The organism is Pelomonas dachongensis, assembly GCF_043555865.1.
GTDB lineage: Bacteria > Pseudomonadota > Gammaproteobacteria > Burkholderiales > Burkholderiaceae_C > Pelomonas > Pelomonas dachongensis.
The window spans coordinates 13,473-30,219 of record NZ_JBIGHY010000001.1; the positions used below are offsets into that span (position 1 = coordinate 13,473).

Consider the following 16,747-nt stretch of genomic DNA (forward strand, 5'->3'; position numbering starts at 1 on the left):
AGCCGTCATCGGCACAGTTGATGTCGTTGCAGCAGCTTCAACCGCTGTCGAGGGTGACGCAGCCAGCTAGGCGGCGGGGTCGTGACTCATCTCGGTTGAGAGAGGAGAATGTCAGCTGTACGGAGGGTTGAACGGGGGCTCCCGACCCTGTCGCGACATCGATGGCTGAGGATTCGACCTACCTTTGCAGTCGTTCGCGATTGCGGCCGGTTGCCGTGCCAGCATCATGTCGTCGCCCTCCCACCGAGACCCGATCCAGGTGGCGTTCAGTGTCGATCGCTGCCCTGAAACCGCCAACGCGTTGCGGCGGAATGGTCACCGCACCACCAGGAATGCGCTCAGCGATGCAATGTCGATGGCGCAGTGTCCCCCGTAGACCGGATGCCACTCGGTGGTCAAGCCGAGTTGTGCGCTGCGTTGCGCCAGTTGCTCGGCGCCTTCGTAGAGACCGTATCGGTCGTAAAGACCGGCGGACAAGTAAAGGCTTGGGCGCGCCGTTTGAAGGGCAGCCTTCTCGATCAGCGCCAGTGGCGAGATGCGTTGCCACTCCTGGTCGTCGGACACATAGCGGCGGGCCAACTGCCAGACGCCGAAGATGATGGGAGGCTCAGCACCCGTGCGCGTCATCGCCGCTTGGATCTGACCGAGGGGAGCGAACGGTGAATCCTGGTAGACGTTGGGGCACAAGGCCGCCACCTTGTCGAAATGCTGGGGCTGACTGAGACCCAGCACCAGGCTGTTCAGGCCCCCCATTGACTCGCCCATCAGCAGCCGGCGCCTGGGCTTGCCCAAGAGGGCTTCAATGGCGGTGATGTGCGGCCAGATGCTGTCCAACAGACCGCTGAGTTCAGCTTGGCCCTTCGGCGCCAGCAACCATACCGGCCCGTAAGACAGCGAAACGACGGTAGGGGGTAACAGGCCGGCGCGCTGCCAGTGCGCCTGAATCATGGCGGTGAAGTACAACGGGTCGTTCCAGATCTCCGCTTCAAGGTTGCGCCCGTGCAGGTGGTAAAGCACGTCTCCATTGACGCCGCCTGAAGCGCGGTACACGCAATAGCGCAGTGGCCCCTCTTGGTGACATTGCTGGCGGGCTGGAGCGAAGTTCACGGCTTGATCGCCCCAAGGGCGGCTGAACTTTTGCCAAGCCCACCAGATAGCAACGGTCAAGGCCAGGAGTGTCGCCACGGGCACCAAGAGCCTGCGCGGTAGCTTGAACGCGATCATTTGCGGGTTCTCCTGTCAAAGAGTAGGGCATGCAGCAGCCACCACCGCAGGGCGCAGGTGGTCCAGCAGGCATGCGAGGGTTCAGGTCAGACTTGAGTGCGGCAGCGGTGGTGGGTGCCGCCGGCGACGCAGCGACACGTGCCACCGACGGGCTGCAGGGCGTTCGGCGGAGCCCTCGGACATGAGTGCGAGGCTCAGCACGTAGGCGCAGATGAAGCTGCCACCGAAGCCCACCAGCGGCGAGGGCAGCCATCCGGGCAACGACAGTGCCACCAGCAGCCCCCACACGAGGCCGTGAATGTGCGCCCCTCGGTAGCGCAACGCGGGCCCCAGCGGCAGCAATTGAAGCAGTGCCAGAGCCAGGCCGATCGCCAGACTCCGATCCATGCCACCGATCAACACCCGATCGACAAAGTCCAAAGCCTCAGGTGTCTGCCATCGTTGCCCGACGTGCAGGGCCATGACAGCGGTAACCCATGCAAGCAGCGCCAGTGCAGTGCTGCGGTCACGCCAAGCCAGCACGCTGAGAACGACCGCAGCGAGTCCCATCAACGCAACGTCGGCCATCAGCGCGAGAGCGAGGCACGCCATCAAGAGGCCGCCCAAGGCCCACCCCCGAGCAGCGGGTAGTCGCCGCACATCGGCGGCCACCAGCAGCGGTGGCAGCAGGAGCCAGGCCAGGTTCAATGGCAAAGACCCCAACCTCAGCCACGCGACAGCGCCCGTGAACATCGGGCCCGAGCTGAGCACAAGTAGCGCTGCACCCATCGCGAACGACGCCTTGGCACGCAGCAGCTCGTCAGCTTGCAGACGCTGCAGCGGGAGCAGGCGAAATGTGACGAGCGCAAAGGCCAGCGACAGCAGGTTGATCCACACATAGTGACTTGGCGCACCCGCGCGATGCATGTAGACGCAGCCCAGAAGTACGGTGGCCGAGCAGGCCAGCACCCCGAAGTGGTGGACCTGCCCCAGACCGGCCCGTGCCGATGCAAACGCATGGCCGAGCGCTGTACAAAGGCATCCCCAAGCGAAAGCCAGGGCCTCGCGCTCGTCCTCGATGGCCTTCGCTTCGGCCTGCATCGCCTGGGCCCACGCCCCATGCCGTGCGCTCAAAAGCCGGGCCGCCGCGCCCATGAGCAGGCGGCTGGCTGTGGTCACGAGCCAGGCGCAAGGGGCATGCCTCATGACCGGGCCTTTGCAGCATGCAGCGGCGTCGGCTGCACTGGCACCGCAGCGAGTGCTTCCGCCTGCGACGCCACCCAGTCACGCCCTGCCGGTGTCAGCCGGTAGACGTGTCGCGGCGGCCTCCCGGCCTGCGGCGACTCGACCCAGCGAGCCTCCAACAGCCCCTGGGATTCCAGACGCATCAGCAACGGATACAGCGTGCCGGACTTGACACCGGCCTGCGTCATGAGGTCGTACCCGTGGCGCCATTCGCCAGAAGCAGCCAGCGCGGCGACGACGCCCAAGGCTTGTGGAGACAGGGCGCGACTGCGACTCATGCCATAACTCTACATATGTAGAGTTATGGCGTCAATGACTCAGCTTGGGCTCGCGCAGACGACTGTTTGCTTGCGGGGACTGAGGAGTAGAGAACCTTGAGCAACCACCATGCGGGTTCACGCGGATGTCTGTTCATGGCCGCACCCTGACCACCAAAAGAGACGCGAGCCAAGTCTTCGGGTGTGGCGGGCTCGCCCCTTGGTCCCAATCAGGGTGTCCGCGCCGGTATTCGTGCCCGCCGTCCAAGGAACGTTCCTCCAGACGGCGCTTCCGATCAGTGCTAACCCTCCCCCATCACCATTCACAAGCGGTGGGGTGGCTGTAATTTGAGCCCAAATGCAGACCCGAGATCGGGCTGATCCTGGCCTATCTTTGTTTGAGGACGCCTGCCGTAACGCCCATCCCACGCGGGTGGCCGGATCGAGCGTCTCAACCGCCGGGAGTGCTGTATGGATAACTGGTCCCACCCAACGCGTGGTCGCCGCCGTCGCTTTCGGCGGCGCCGCCTGTGCTGCGCGCATGGGCTTGGCCATGGAGATCGCCGGTGTGCTCCTTCTCGCGCTGAACCTCGTCGGGAAGGCAAAAGCCATCAGCATCGTTCGCTACTGGCGCTTGTGCGAAGTCGCCTCAAACTTGCGAAGGAAGCAGGCGATATCCATCGCCGTACCCGGTGTGGGTCTCCTGCTGTTGCTGCTCGCCGTACGAAGAACTCTGCGCGGCGACGCCAAGTTTGCAAATGCCGCCGAGATTGGGCGCAGTGGGCTGAGCGACGACAACAGCAATGGACCGCCACCATCTCCTGGGCGACTGCTGCGCGCCATCCGTATCGACATTGCGTTGGATTTGCCCGCAGCGAAGGGCACCAGCAGCGAAAGATGCCAGTGACTGCGCCGCACAGAGGGGCCTCCCGCCGCTATGCCCGCAAAGCCCCGCCTCGAAAGCCCCTATCCAACGCGAAGGGGTCGCGAGGGGCCCGAACCTACGTCGTCTTGGGACGCAGGTCCGGCCGCCGCGCGAGGTGACATTGCCAACCGGTACGGGAGACATCCATGGTCCTGTGGTCGACGCAGCGAAAGGTTGCTGCACTGATCCTGGCTTTTTGTGCCTACGTCGCGCTGCTGCTTGTCGCGATGTACCTGGCGGGCGTGCTTTTCCTGTTGCTGAACCTGGTCAGCCCATCCCCCGCCGGGGTCTTCAGCATCGCGGAGTATTGGATGGCGTACGCGGACGATGAAGGTCTTCGCACGCGGCTGGAGGTGGCGATCGCGGCCGCTGCGGGGGGGCTGCTGATCGTCCTGCGGGTGGTGCTGTTCGTTCGGGTGCGGCCGCTGCGATATCTGCTCGGCGATGCAAGGTTCGCGTGCGCGGCCGAGGTCAGGCGCTCCGGGCTGCTCGCTTGCACTCCCGCGTCCATCCTCTTGGGTCGCTATCGCGACCGGTACCTGTCGCTGAGCGGTCAGGGCTCCGTTCTGCTGGCCGCGCCGGCGCGTAGCTGTGCCGCCTCAAGCGTCGTCATTCCGAACCTGCTGAGCTGGCCGCACTCGGTGGTGGTGGTGGATGTCGATGGTGGGGGCTACCGGGCCACGGCAGGCTTTCGGGCGAAGTTCGCAAGCGAGGTCTACGCCTTCGCGCCGTTCGATGCAGACGCGCGGAGCCATCGATGGAATCCGCTGTCGGTCGTCCGCCGGAGCGGGAACGACCGGGTGACGGACCTGCTGCGGATCGGTTGTCTCCTCTACCCGGATCGGGACAACGCCTCGACCAGAACGGCCCGCAATCTGTTCGTCGTGCTGGGCTTGCTGCTGTCGGAGTCGCCCGAGTCGCCGTTCACCATGGGTGAGATGCTGAGGCTGGCATCGGGCTATGGCGACTCTTTGACGTCGCACATCCGGAACCTGATCAGGCAGCGACGCGAAGAGGGGCGGCCGCTGTCCGACGAGTGCACCCAGGCGCTGGCCTGCGTGCTGGAGATCTCCGAGCCCGCGCTCGCCGGCATCGTCGCGGCCTTCAGGGCACCATTGCTCGTCTTCGCCGATCCCGTCGTGGATGCGGCGACCAGCGAGAGCGACTTCCGGCTGGACGCGCTGAGGCGGCGAAGGATGTCGGTCTATGTGCATCTTCCAAAGGAGCGCCTGGCGGGCGCCACGCCGCTGCTGAACCTGTTCTTTGGCCAGCTCATCGAGCTGAACACCGCTGTGCGACCCGAGGCCGATGCGACGCTGAAGTACCAGTGCCTGCTCATTTGCGACGCGTTCTCCTCCATGGGCAGGATGTCCTCGATCACGTCTGCTGCGCCTGACCTTGGCGAGTTCAACCTGAGGCTGCTCACGGTCGTTCGGACGGTGTCGGATCTGGGCGTCATCTACGGATCGAACCAGGCGGAGGTCTTCGCCCGCCATCACAGCCTGCAGATCTTCTTTGCGCCCAGGCAGCAGGACGAGGCGCATGGGTACAGCGCCATGCTGGCAGATCGCTGCCGGATGTCCGCGCCTAGGCACAGTGGTTTCGGCCTGGGGCGGTTGCTGGTGAGCCGCCAGCTGCGCGAGACGCCGTGGCCGTTCCTGATGCCGCACGAACTGAAGGAGCTCGGTAGCGATTGCGCGATCGTCAGCCTGACGGGATACCGGCCGATCCTCGCCCGCAGGATTCGCTTCGACCAGGAGCTGGCTTTTCGGGAGCGGGTGCTTGCGCCGCCGGTGGTGCCGCAGCTGGACGTGGTGCTGCACCAGGCGCTGGTGCACAAGCGCCGCTGCGAGATCGGTGAACGGCGCCAAGCTGACGAGGCAGCCAGCGTCATGGCCTTTGCCCACGACCTGTCCAGTTTCTCGAGGACCCGCAACTTCAGGGCCGATCCCTTGGGTCACAGCCTGCCAGACCCTGCAGGTGTCGGAAGCGAGCCAGACGATGGACGCTCCCACTGACTGCTGCGGTCGCGGACCCGCCGGGAAGGCTCGCCGCCTTTCGCGGGAACCTTTCGCGGGACTGGGCGACCTTCTTTTGACCACATCAGAGCGAGGTACTGCGTGATGAACGAGTCATTGGTCCAGCACAAGCCCGAGCAGCTGTCGCTTCGGGATGAAGCGACGGCGCTGCCCGTCACGGGGCTTGAGCCTCGGCGGGCGGGATGCAAGTCGCCGCCCCAGCCCTGCGACAAGCTGCAGGTGATCCTCGGTTCACTCGGACCGAGACTGCGTGCGTATGCCGTGCAGCAGCAGACGAGCATGGCGGTTGTGGTTCGACGCGCCGTTCTGAAGTGGCTCGACGAAGAGCTCGGGCCGGCGACGGCCGGGCCGGGCGGCGAGCCGTTCGAGCATTCCGCGCACAACGTGCAATTCCATCTGAACCTGCCCGCGGCCTTCGCTGCCGAGTTGACTGCGCGTGCGCGTGCGGCGGACATGACCCGGGGCGAATTCGTGTGGTCGCTGCTGAAGGGCTTGCATCCCCCGGCCCTTCCTGACGACCATGCCGCCGCCATCCTGGCGCTGAGGATCTCGACGGATCGGGTGGCGACGATTTCCACCGACCTCGCTGCTTACCTTCGCCTCCTGAACGAGACAGGGACGAAACGGGAGGATTTCGAGCCGTATGTGAACAGCGTCAGATCGCTGCAGCGGGTGGTGGGGGAGCACCTGGAGGAAGCTTCCATGCTGATCAAGGAGCTCAAGCCCTATCGGAGGGCGCGGTGGTGAGCGCGGGCCGCAACGTCGACGACGTCCTCGTCCAGTGGGGCGACCGGCTGTTCTACCCGGGCAACCGGATCGTCAAGCCTCTGCACACGCCCAAGCTGACTGCACGGGCCGGCGCGATCCGAAATCGCATCGTGGGCGTCGTGCGGCGAGCACCTCAGGTGATCGTGAAGACCGGCGGCGGTGGCAAGGGGATGTCGGCGATCCATGACCATCTGCGTTACATCACCCGCAATGGTGAACTGGAGTTCGAGGACGACCGGGGAGAGGTCCGCGAAGGCAAGGAAGCGCTGCTCGATCTGGAGCGGCAGTGGCGCTATGGCGGTGCGTTCATCCCCAATATCAGCACACGGCAGGAGTCACGCAACCTGATGCTGGCGATGCCAGCAGGGACTGACGCGCAAGGGGTGCGGCAGGCGGCAAGGGAATGCGCCCGCACTGTGCTTGCTGGATACCGCTATGTGATGGTCCTGCACACGCATCAAACCAGCCCGCATGTCCATCTGTGCGTGAAGAACCAGTCGATCACAGGAGAGCGGCTGAGCATCGGTCCGCCGGACCTCAAACGCTGGCGGGCGACGTTCGCCGAAAAGCTGCGCGACCGTGGTATCGAGGCTGAGGCGACGCCTCAGGCGGCGCGCGGCGCCACGCGAAAGTTCCACACGCTGTGGCAGTTGAAGGCAAGGGATGCAGGACGTCTGTCCGCGAAGATCCACGAGACCAAGAGTGGTCCGGTCGTTGAAAAGACCCTGGGCGACGCGCTGGAGGCCTGGTCGAACATCCTTGTCGCGCTGCGCGAGTCCGATCGGCATGATGATCGCGATCTGGCGACACAGGTGGGGGACTTCCTTTGCCGCACGCCCTATGTCCGCGAGGTGCTTCGCAGGGATCCTGAAGCCATGCCCGGCGTCAGGCGCTACCTGGAAGACAACAGGGGCCGGATCGAGGAAAGCGAACGAAGCTGGCGGCGGGAACGAGCAGCGGCGCTGGAGAGGGCCACCAGCGTTGAGCGGGGGCGGCAAAGCAACGGTTTGGAGGGAACGACGCAACGGACGCAGACAGGTCCCGAGATCGTCCGTTGAAGTTCGTTCGGTGCCAGCGTCGGTGCCCACCGGCGCGGCCCAATCGGGTGCCGACATGGTGCGTGAAGCCTGACTGCCGCTATGGGGCCTGCCGAGCCAGTGCCGGAGCTTTTCGTAGCGATGTCACCCGCCCCCGGCCTCTTACACTTGGCGTGGCCCCGCCTGGGAGGTGCCGGGACAGGACTGAGGGGCCGTTCTCGGCGGGGGTGCGGCATCTCAAGTTCAACGTCAACTGACAAAGTGGTCAGGGCTTCGCGCCGGCGCAATTGCGACTGCCACACAAGTGCCACGGGATGACATCGTTGTTGCGAACATTCGATCAGCAGATCACTCATACGCATACCGCCAGCTCATCTGCTGTGACCTGGGTTCATTCATTCGAGAGGGCGCGCCGACTGTTGGACGCTGCGCAGCCGCGCGTCGGCTGCCGCGGGGCTGATTGAGTCATGTCACTCGACCACGCCAACCTCAAGACCCTGCGCGAGCGCCACCCCGCCTGGCGACTGCTCGCCTCCGCACACGCCCCGCTGGTGGCGTCCTTCCTGCATCGCACGTTCGTGCTGCCCAACGTTCGCACCATGAGCGAGGCTGACCTGGCCGAGGCGCTGGAGGACGACCTGTTCGCATTGCGCGAGCAGTTGGGCGAGGATGCGTATCCAAAGGGTGCGACGGACTACCTGAACGACTGGGCCGGCACCGACAAGGGCTGGCTGCGCAAGTTCTACAAGCCGGGCAGCGATGAGGCGCAGTTCGACTTGACGCCGGCCACCGAGAAGGCCATCGCCTGGCTGGTGTCGCTGACCGAACGCCCCTTCGTCGGCACCGAGTCGCGGCTGCTGACACTGTTCGCGTTGCTGGACCAGATTGGTGCGGGCACCGAAGTCGATCCGGCCCGCCGCCTGGAGGACCTGCAGAAGAAGCGCGACGAGATCGACGCAGAGATCAACCGGGTTCGCGCCGGCGATGTGCCGCTGCTGGACGACACCGCCGTGAAGGACCGCTTCCAGCAGTTTCAGCAGCTGGCGCGAGAGCTGTTGGCAGATTTCCGCGAGGTGGAGCACAACTTCCGCAGCCTGGACCGGCGGGTGCGCGAGAAGATCGCGTTGTGGGAAGGCGCCAAGGGCGCGCTGCTGGATGAGATCCTCGGCGAGCGCGATGCCATTGGCGATTCGGACCAGGGCCGCAGCTTCCGCGCCTTCTGGGATTTCCTGATGTCCAGCAGCCGGCAGGAACAGTTGTCCGAACGGCTCGATCAGGTGCTGGCTCTGCCGGCCGTGGCCGCGTTGAAGCCGGAGCCGCGCATGCGCCGCGTCCACCACGACTGGCTGGAGGCCGGCGAGCACACGCAGCGCACCGTCGCTCAGCTCTCGCAGCAGTTGCGCCGTTTCCTGGACGACCGCGCCTTCGTCGAGAACCGCCGCATCCTGGAGGTGTTGCGCGGTATTGAGGCCAAGGCGCTGTCGCTGCGCGGCCAGCCAACGCCCGAGGCGCCCATGAGCCTGGACGAGATGAGCGCCAACATCGCGCTGACCCAGGAGCGTCCGCTGTTCACGCCGGGCCGCAAGGTGAGGCTGGCGGACCTGGCGCTGGACGCTGCCGCTGCCGATGAAGTCATCGACACCTCGCGTCTGTTCGACCAGTTCGTCGTCGACAAGGAGCGTCTGAGAGCCACCTTGCAGCAGGTCCTGCGCGGCAGAGCGCAACTCACCCTGCGCGAGCTGCTTGAGGCTGAGCCGCTGAGCCAGGGCCTGGCCGAACTGGTGGCCTGGCTGGAACTGGCTCACGCGGATGACGCCCGCACCACGGTGGATGATGCCGTCACGGAGCCGGTGCGTTGGACCACCCGCGATGCCCAGGGCGAGCTGGTCACGCGCGAGGCGCGGCTGCCGCGCGTGATCTTCTCGCGCTGAACCCGGGAGAATTCGGGCCATGCAAGAGGAAGCAACACAGGACGTCCAGGCGACACCCGCAGCACCCGAACTTTCCGTGCTGATGATCCACCTGCTCAAGAGCGTGCTTTACCGCGAGGACGATGAGCGCCTCTGGGCCAGCCTCTTGCGGCTGCAGTCGCGGGTGCGCGAGCAGGCCGGTGTGCTCTTGCTGGATCTGCTGCTTGATGAATCCGAAGGCTATGCCTTCCTCAAGGGTCGCCCCGACCCCGACGAAGCCGAGGGCGTGCCGCGCTTGCCGCGCCTGGTTGCGCGCCGGGCACTGTCCTACCCGGTGAGCCTGATGCTGGCGCTGCTGCGCCGGCGGCTCGCGGAGTTCGACGCGGGCGGGGGCGACAACACCCGGCTGGTGCTGGCCCGTGAGGACATCGTCGAACTGATGCGCGTGTTTTTGCCCGAGGGCTCCAACGAGGCCAAGCTGATCGATCAGGTGGAGTCGACGATCAACCGGGTTGTCGACCTCGGCTTCCTGCGCCGCCTCAAAGCGGCCGCGGGCGCCGCCGAGCACTACGAGGTGCGCCGCATCCTCAAGGCCTTCGTCGACGCGCAGTGGCTGGCCGAGTTCGACGCGCGGCTGGAGGCCTACAGGACGGCACTGTCCGACAAGGGAGCAGCGTCTTGAAGCGAGAAGTGGACGAAGCGCTGGCGCTGGACTTCGGCAGCGACGACACCCGGGTCGGCTTTCGCCTGCAGTGCCTCCAAGTGCTCAACTGGGGCACCTTCGACAAACGCGTCTGGCGCCACGAACTGAACGGCCGCAACGGCCTGCTGACCGGCGACATCGGCTCCGGCAAGTCCACGCTGGTGGACGCGATCACGACCCTGCTGGTGCCTGCGCACCGGGTCGCCTACAACAAGGCGGCCGGCGCCGATGCGCGTGAGCGCAGCCTGCGCTCCTATGTGCTGGGCCACTACAAGAGCGAGCGCAACGAGGTCACCGGCAGCGCTCGTGCGGTGGCCCTGCGCGACGCAAGCAGCTACTCGGTGATCCTGGGCAGCTTCCGCAATGAGGGCTTTGACAGCACGGTCACGCTGGCCCAGGTCTTCTGGCTGAAGGATCCGCAGGGCAAGCCGGCGCAGTTCTACGTCGCGGCCGAGCAGGCGCTGGACATCGCCAGCCACTTCACCGGCTTCGGTAGCGACATCGTCGGCCTGCGCAAGAAGTTGCGCGCCGCCGGCTGCGAAGTGTTCGACAGCTACCCGCCCTACGGCGCCTGGTTCCGCCGGCGCTTCGGCATCGAGCATGAGCAGGCGCTGGAGCTGTTCCACCAGACCGTGTCGATGAAGTCGGTTGGCAACCTGACCGACTTCGTGCGCCACCATATGTTGGAGCCTTTCGATGTCGGCACCCGCATCGAGGAGTTGATCCGCCACTTCGACGACCTCGACCGCGCTCACCAGGCGGTGCTGAAGGCCAAGCGTCAGGTGGAGCTGCTGGCGCCCTTGATTGCCGACGGCCAGCGCCACGCCGCGCTCAGCGTCGAGATCCAGGCCTGGCGCGAGGGCCGCGATGCGCTGAGGCCGTATTTCGCCGGCCTGAAGGGCGAGCTGCTGTCCCGTCGTCTGACGCTGTTGGCTGACGATGCGGCCCGCCTGGACGCACAGATCGAACGGCTTGACCAAGACAACGACACCGTGAAGTCGGAAGTCGGCCAGTTGGAGGCCGCGCTGCGCTCCAATGGCGGTGACCGGCTCGAACAGCTCGCCGCCGAGATCCGCCGCAAGGAAGCCGAGCAGGCCCAGCGCCGTCAGCGAGCTGTGCGCCATGCCGAGCTGCTCGCGCTCATTGACGAGGCGCCGCCCGCCGACGAGGCCGCCTTCCTCGCGCAGCACCGCACCATCGCCTCGCATGCCGACTCTCTGCGAGAGCGCATCGCCGACCTCGGCAACCGCGAGCGCGAGCAGGACTTCGCGTGGCGCAAGGGCCGTGAGGAACATGCGGCGCTGGACGAAGAGATCGACAGCCTGCAGCATCGCCGCAGCAACATCGACGTGGCCCAGCTGCGCATCCGCGAGGCGCTGTGCCAGGCGCTGGGGCTGGCGGAGGACGAGCTGCCCTTCGCTGGCGAGCTGATTCAGGTGCGCGAGGACGAACGCGACTGGCAGGGCGCCGGCGAGCGCCTGCTGCGCGGTTTCGGTCTGGCGCTGTTGGTGCCTGACGAACACTACGGGGCCGTCGCCGACTGGGTGGACCGGCAGCACCTCGGAGCGCGCCTGGTCTACTTCCACGTGCGCCCGCGCAAGGCGGTGCCTGGTGCGGCACTGCACCCGCAATCGATGGTGCGCAAGCTCGCCGTCAAGCCTGACTCGCCGCTGGCCGACTGGCTGGAGCAGGAACTGCGCGCCCGCTACGACATCGCCTGCTGTGACAGCGCCGCTCAGTTCCGTCGCGAGGCCCGTGCCATCACGCGCGCGGGCCAGATCAAGGACCCCAGTGGCCGCCACGAGAAGGACGATCGCCGCGCCATCGATGACCGCAGTCGCTACGTGCTCGGCTGGAGCAATGCCGACAAGCTGCGCGCGCTGCGCGACCGGCGCGCGCGGCTGGAGGCCGATCTGGCCGAACAGGCCGCCAGGCTGGCCCAGGGTCAGGCTGCGCGGCGCCAGCTCGACGGGCGGCTGGATGCACTGTCGCGGCTGGAGGAGTTCACCCGGCATGCCGAGATCGACTGGCAGGGCCTGGCCCGCGAGATTGCGCAGCTCGAGGACGAACACCGGCGACTGGAGGCTGCTTCCGATGCGCTGCAGGTGCTCGCCAGCGAGCTTGCTGCGGCGCGCCTGCGGCTGAGGGACATCGATGGCCGGCGCAGCGAGTTGCTGGGCAAGCGCGGAGAGGTCAAGAGCAAGACAGAAGCTGCGACGGAGTTGGCCGAGCAGGCCCGTTCCATCCACGCGGCGAGCCCGCTGGACGCCGCGCAGCTCAACAGACTGGAAGGCTGGCGGGCCGAGGCGCTGGGTGAGCACCAACTCTCCGTCGAGTCCTGCGACAACCGCGAGCAGGACCTGCGCAAGTGGCTGCAGGACCGTATCGACGCCGAAGACAAGCGCCTGGCCCGACTCGCCGAGCGCATCGTCAATGCGATGCGCGGCTTCAACGAGGAGTTCAAGGCCGAGACCGCTGAGATCGACGTGAGCTTGGCCGCACTGCCGGAGTATGGGCGACTTGTCGATGGCCTGCAGCGCGACGACCTGCCGCGCTTCGAAGCCCGCTTCAAGGAGCTGCTCAACGTCAACACGATCAACGAGATCGCCAACTTCAATGCGCAGTTGGCGCGTGAGCGCGAGACCATCAAGGAGCGGGTTGAACTCATCAACCAATCGCTGCAGGCCATCGACTACAACCCCGGGCGCTTCATCCGGCTGGTCGCCCAGCCCAGTCCCGATGCCGAGATCCGCGACTTCCAGCAGGACCTGCGCGCATGCACCGAGGGTGCGCTGACAGGCTCCAGTGACGAGCAGTACTCGGAAGACAAGTTCCTGCAGGTCAAGCGCATCATCGATCGCTTTCGCGGCCGCGAAGGTCTGGCCGAGGCCGACCGGCGCTGGACGGCCAAGGTCAGCGACGTGCGCAACGGCTTCTTGTTCTCGGCCAGTGAGCGGTGGCGGGCGGACAACAGCGAGCACGAACACTACTCGGACTCCGGCGGCAAGTCCGGCGGCCAGAAGGAAAAGCTCGCCTACACGGTGCTGGCCGCCAGCCTGGCCTATCAGTTCGGGCTTGAGTGGGGCGCCGTGCGTTCGCGTTCGTTCCGCTTTGTCGTCATCGACGAGGCCTTCGGTCGCGGCTCCGACGAATCGGCGCAGTACGGCTTGCGCCTGTTTCAGCAGCTCAACCTGCAGTTGCTGATCGTCACGCCGTTGCAGAAGATCCACATCATCGAGCCCTTCGTCGCCAGCGTCGGCTTCGTGCACAACGAGGGCGGGCGCGACTCGCGGCTGCGCTGCCTGAGCATCGAGGAGTACCGGGCGCAAAAGGAAGCTGGCGCAAGCCCGTCATGACCTGGACGACGCCGGCCGACCTGCGCGCGCAGTTGCAGCGCCTGTGGGAGCGCGGTGAGCTTCTGCGAGCCGCAGTGGACGAGACGCACATCGCTTGGCCTGTGCGCCTGAACCTGCGTGGCCCGACGGCTGCCGAGCTCAGTGAGCGCTTCGACGCCGCCGGCGCATGGGCCCGAGCGCTGGCCAACGTGTCCCCCTTGCGCATCGAGTCGCGTGAGTGGAGCCACCGGGTGCAGGGACGCCAGCGCCTGCCCGCCATCGCCTGGGTCGACAACCTGCGCGATGCGCTCGCTTGCATCGGCCAGCAGCGCGCGACGCAGCGCTACCGCGAACTCTGGCAAATGGCCGCTGCCGCGCAGCCGAAGCTGCTGCCCTGGCTGATGAAGCGGCCCTTGCAGGCGCTCGAACTGGCGGATCGCTGGGAGCGGTTGCTCGCCATCGTCGCCTGGATGGACGCCCATCCGCGGCCTGGCGTCTACCTGCGCCAGGTCGACCTGCCGAACGTGGACAGCAAGTTCATCGAGGCTCACCGCGGCCTGCTGGCTGAATGGCTGGATCTTGTCTTGCCGTCCGCCGCCATTGACCCCTTGGCCACCGGAACGGCACAGTTCGCGCGTCGCTACGGTTTTCTCGAGAGGCCGTCGCGCATACGTTTTCGGCTGCTCGACCCGGCGCTGCCGACGCTGCCCGGCTGCAGCGGCCTGGCCGACATCACGCTGGACGCCGCGAGCTTCGCCAAGCTCGCGCTGCCGCTGGCGCGCGTCTTCATCACGGAGAACGAGACCAACTTTCTGGCCTTTCCGCCGATGCAGCGATCGATCGTCATCTTCGGTGCCGGCTACGGCTGGGAAGGGCTCGCGCAAGCAACTTGGCTGCAAGGGTGCGCGCTGCACTACTGGGGTGACATCGACACTCACGGCTTCGCCATCCTGGACCAACTGCGCGGCCACTTCGCGCATGCCCGCTCTTTCCTGATGGACCGCGAGACCCTGCTCGCACACCGCGCGGCGTGGGGTCAGGAGCCCGAACCGGCGCGGCATGCGCTGCTTCGGCTCGACGCCGTCGAAGCGGCGCTGTACGACGAACTGCGCTTCGACCGCCTCCAGCCACTGCTGCGGCTGGAGCAGGAACGCATCGGCTACGGCTGGTTGGAGCGGCATCTGCCCGGCGGCTAGAACAGGAACCGGTGCTCCTCGAGATGCAGGCATAGCTTCGTGGCCTCGCGCCCGAGTCGATAGCGGCTCCAGGGTCACGGCACGAAGGTGGGCGATTCATCCGGTCGCGCTGAGGAGCCGCCGATCGACGCTGCGGCGCCGCGGTTTGCCAGCAGCTCTACTCCACGGCCACCTCGATCGTCCGGCCGACGTTTTTGTCATCGAAGCCTTGATGCTGTCGACCATCACTGGGGATGGCCCCCCACCGGTCTGACGAGGCGGTCAATCAAGCCGACTCAAAAGTCGCAGGGCCGTGTCGCGGCCGCGAACTTGCGGACCGAGGAAGGGTTGCTTCTCATTGTTAAGAATTCGTCCGTCAAGCTGGTGATCCGCCCGAGGGTGCCAGCGCGGATGCGGTGCTAACGTTCCAATGAACGGGCGATACAGCGCCGGACGTCACCGTCGCATTCAGCATCCCCACGTCGCGGGGCTGCCTGTACGTGGACGGATGCTAGGAAAGGGAGAACGAATGCGACTGCGCAATGAATGTCGGTACCTGATCGCCGCCTTGCTGTTCATCAGCTGGCGGACGCCTTCGCGTCGGGCTTCTGCCGCACAACGGGTTCTCAACGCTTGGTTCGACGCTGAGGATGACGCCGCTGTGCCCGCCATACTTGGCGCATTGGAGGATACAAGCGGCTCGGTGGAAGATCGGCTTCTGCAGATGGTGGACCACGTCGATGTCCATGCCGCCCACAGTCAGCTGCTGCTGGACTGGGTCGATTCCCTCGCCCGGCCGTTCGAGAACGAGAGAGTGCAGGAACTCTTCTCGAAAACGATGTTTGCCCTGGTTTTTGATCCTCTGCAGAAGGCAATGGACGAGCCCACGAACTTCGGCGCTTTGGACGGTACTGAAGCGGAGGAGGCCGATTGGAAGTTCGCTGATCCAGTTGGAAGGTACGTGGAGACCCTTGAGATCCACGGGCCGCCGAGCGACCAGGCGATGCTGGCTTGCAAGGAGTACCGCAGCGTGGTGGTGTACTTCGGGACCAACCGGGCTGACGGCAACTCAGGAGATCACCGCGCCAAGCACTTCTCCGGCGAAGATGGCGAAGAGCTTCGGTTTGGTAAAGCCGTTGTCACGCTTCCCAGGGATCGGCGGGAGGGTGATCTGGATCGCCCTTGGTCCTTTATCGTGAGATTCGATGAGGACAAGCGCGTGCATGTCGTGGTCGACGAAGTCTCGCTCCTCGGGAAGGACGATTGGATTGAGCAAGCCGCCGACGGCGCCGCGGGCCAGCCCGCCTTCCTCTTTGTCCATGGCTACAACGTGACCTTCGACGAGGCGGTGCGGCGCACGGCTCAATTGGCGTACGACCTGAAGCTCACCGCACTTCCACTGTGCTACTCCTGGCCTTCTGCCGGGCGTGTACTGTCGTACGCGAAGGACGAGGTGTCTGTCCAAAATGCGGCACTGCACTTGCAGTCGTTCATGCGGGTTGTCATGGAAGAGCTGAAGCTGACGCAGCTGCATATCGTCGCGCACAGCATGGGGAACCGTGCTGTCCTCGAGGTTCTTCGGCGCCTGAGCGAGTCCGGGGCAAGTGTGGCGCCGCTGGATCAAGTGGTGCTTGCGGCGCCTGACGTCCACACCGGGACCTTCAGACAGCTTGGCACCCACTTCACCAAGTTCAATCAGGTCACCATGTACGCGTCGCGCCGCGATTGGGCGATCTTGGCGTCCAAGGTGTTCCATCAGGGCCCTCGTGCCAGCGACGGCGCTCCTCCGCTTGTCCTACCGCCTATGGAAACCGTTGACGTCACTAACGTTTCTCAAGCTATTTTTGATCTCGGGCACGGCTACATTTCCTCGGCAACTAAAGTTTTCCGGGATCTGTACGAAATCCTCAAACATGGAACTCCTGCAGCAGAGCGCCCAAGCGTTCAGCGAGCAGATCGTGGTGCTCACTACGAGCTGCGCTGAATCCGTTGTTGCGCCGCAACAATTTGAAGCTGCAAGCGTTGTCAGTGCGTTCCGACACGGCGACGAGACGGTTTGGGGGTTGTGCCCTGCGGTCTACCGTCTTACCTTGGGAAATGAGGGGCTGGGTGAAAGAGGAACCGGCTCAAAGCTACAATGGCCTATTTTG

At 65.6% G+C, this 16,747-nt stretch carries 12 protein-coding genes; 9 read left to right on the forward strand and 3 right to left on the reverse strand.

Features of this window, described 5'->3' with window-relative positions:
* Positions 1-315: 315 nt before the first annotated feature.
* The 3 genes from ACG02S_RS00090 to ACG02S_RS00100 all read right to left on the reverse strand — a co-directional run bounded on the left by ACG02S_RS00090 (position 316) and on the right by ACG02S_RS00100 (position 2,726).
* Entirely contained in the window at positions 316-1,224 is a 909-nt protein-coding gene (locus ACG02S_RS00090; RefSeq protein ID WP_394468396.1) for an alpha/beta hydrolase-fold protein, read from the reverse strand.
* Between the two features lie 81 nt (positions 1,225-1,305).
* A complete protein-coding gene (locus ACG02S_RS00095) occupies positions 1,306-2,382 on the reverse strand; it encodes a hypothetical protein (protein ID WP_394468397.1) in 1,077 nt (358 codons plus the stop codon).
* A gap of 23 nt (positions 2,383-2,405) precedes the next feature.
* Complete coding sequence (locus ACG02S_RS00100; RefSeq protein WP_394468398.1) at positions 2,406-2,726, reverse strand: PadR family transcriptional regulator; 321 nt, start codon at positions 2,724-2,726, stop codon at positions 2,406-2,408.
* Between the two features lie 475 nt (positions 2,727-3,201).
* On the opposite strand from ACG02S_RS00100, the gene ACG02S_RS00105 reads away from it, so the two are divergent.
* From ACG02S_RS00105 to ACG02S_RS00145, 9 genes are all read left to right on the forward strand, one after another.
* Complete coding sequence (locus tag ACG02S_RS00105) at positions 3,202-3,612, forward strand: hypothetical protein (protein WP_394468399.1); 411 nt, start codon at positions 3,202-3,204, stop codon at positions 3,610-3,612.
* Between the two features lie 164 nt (positions 3,613-3,776).
* Complete coding sequence (locus tag ACG02S_RS00110; protein WP_394468400.1) at positions 3,777-5,648, forward strand: type IV secretory system conjugative DNA transfer family protein; 1,872 nt, start codon at positions 3,777-3,779, stop codon at positions 5,646-5,648.
* A 105-nt stretch (positions 5,649-5,753) separates the two neighbouring features.
* A complete protein-coding gene (locus tag ACG02S_RS00115) occupies positions 5,754-6,416 on the forward strand; it encodes a hypothetical protein (protein WP_394468401.1) in 663 nt (220 codons plus the stop codon).
* The gene (locus ACG02S_RS00120) at positions 6,413-7,495 is read left to right on the forward strand and encodes a relaxase/mobilization nuclease domain-containing protein (RefSeq protein WP_394468402.1); all 1,083 of its coding nucleotides are present in this window, start codon (positions 6,413-6,415) and stop codon (positions 7,493-7,495) included. Before ACG02S_RS00115 ends, ACG02S_RS00120 begins: the two co-directional genes overlap by 4 nt.
* A 446-nt stretch (positions 7,496-7,941) precedes the next feature.
* Positions 7,942-9,405, forward strand: a complete 1,464-nt coding sequence (locus ACG02S_RS00125) for a DUF3375 domain-containing protein (protein WP_394468403.1) — start codon at positions 7,942-7,944, stop codon at positions 9,403-9,405.
* A gap of 82 nt (positions 9,406-9,487) precedes the next feature.
* Positions 9,488-10,066: a DUF4194 domain-containing protein gene (locus ACG02S_RS00130; RefSeq protein WP_394468404.1), complete on the forward strand. Its 579-nt coding sequence runs from the start codon at positions 9,488-9,490 to the stop codon at positions 10,064-10,066.
* Positions 10,063-13,443, forward strand: a complete 3,381-nt coding sequence (locus tag ACG02S_RS00135) for an ATP-binding protein (RefSeq protein ID WP_394468405.1) — start codon at positions 10,063-10,065, stop codon at positions 13,441-13,443. Before ACG02S_RS00130 ends, ACG02S_RS00135 begins: the two co-directional genes overlap by 4 nt.
* On the forward strand, positions 13,440-14,618 hold the full coding sequence (locus tag ACG02S_RS00140; RefSeq protein WP_394468406.1) for a Wadjet anti-phage system protein JetD domain-containing protein: 1,179 nt from the start codon (positions 13,440-13,442) through the stop codon (positions 14,616-14,618). Before ACG02S_RS00135 ends, ACG02S_RS00140 begins: the two co-directional genes overlap by 4 nt.
* A 508-nt stretch (positions 14,619-15,126) precedes the next feature.
* The gene (locus ACG02S_RS00145) at positions 15,127-16,581 is read left to right on the forward strand and encodes an alpha/beta hydrolase (RefSeq protein WP_394468407.1); all 1,455 of its coding nucleotides are present in this window, start codon (positions 15,127-15,129) and stop codon (positions 16,579-16,581) included.
* The last annotated feature ends 166 nt before the right edge of the window (positions 16,582-16,747 follow it).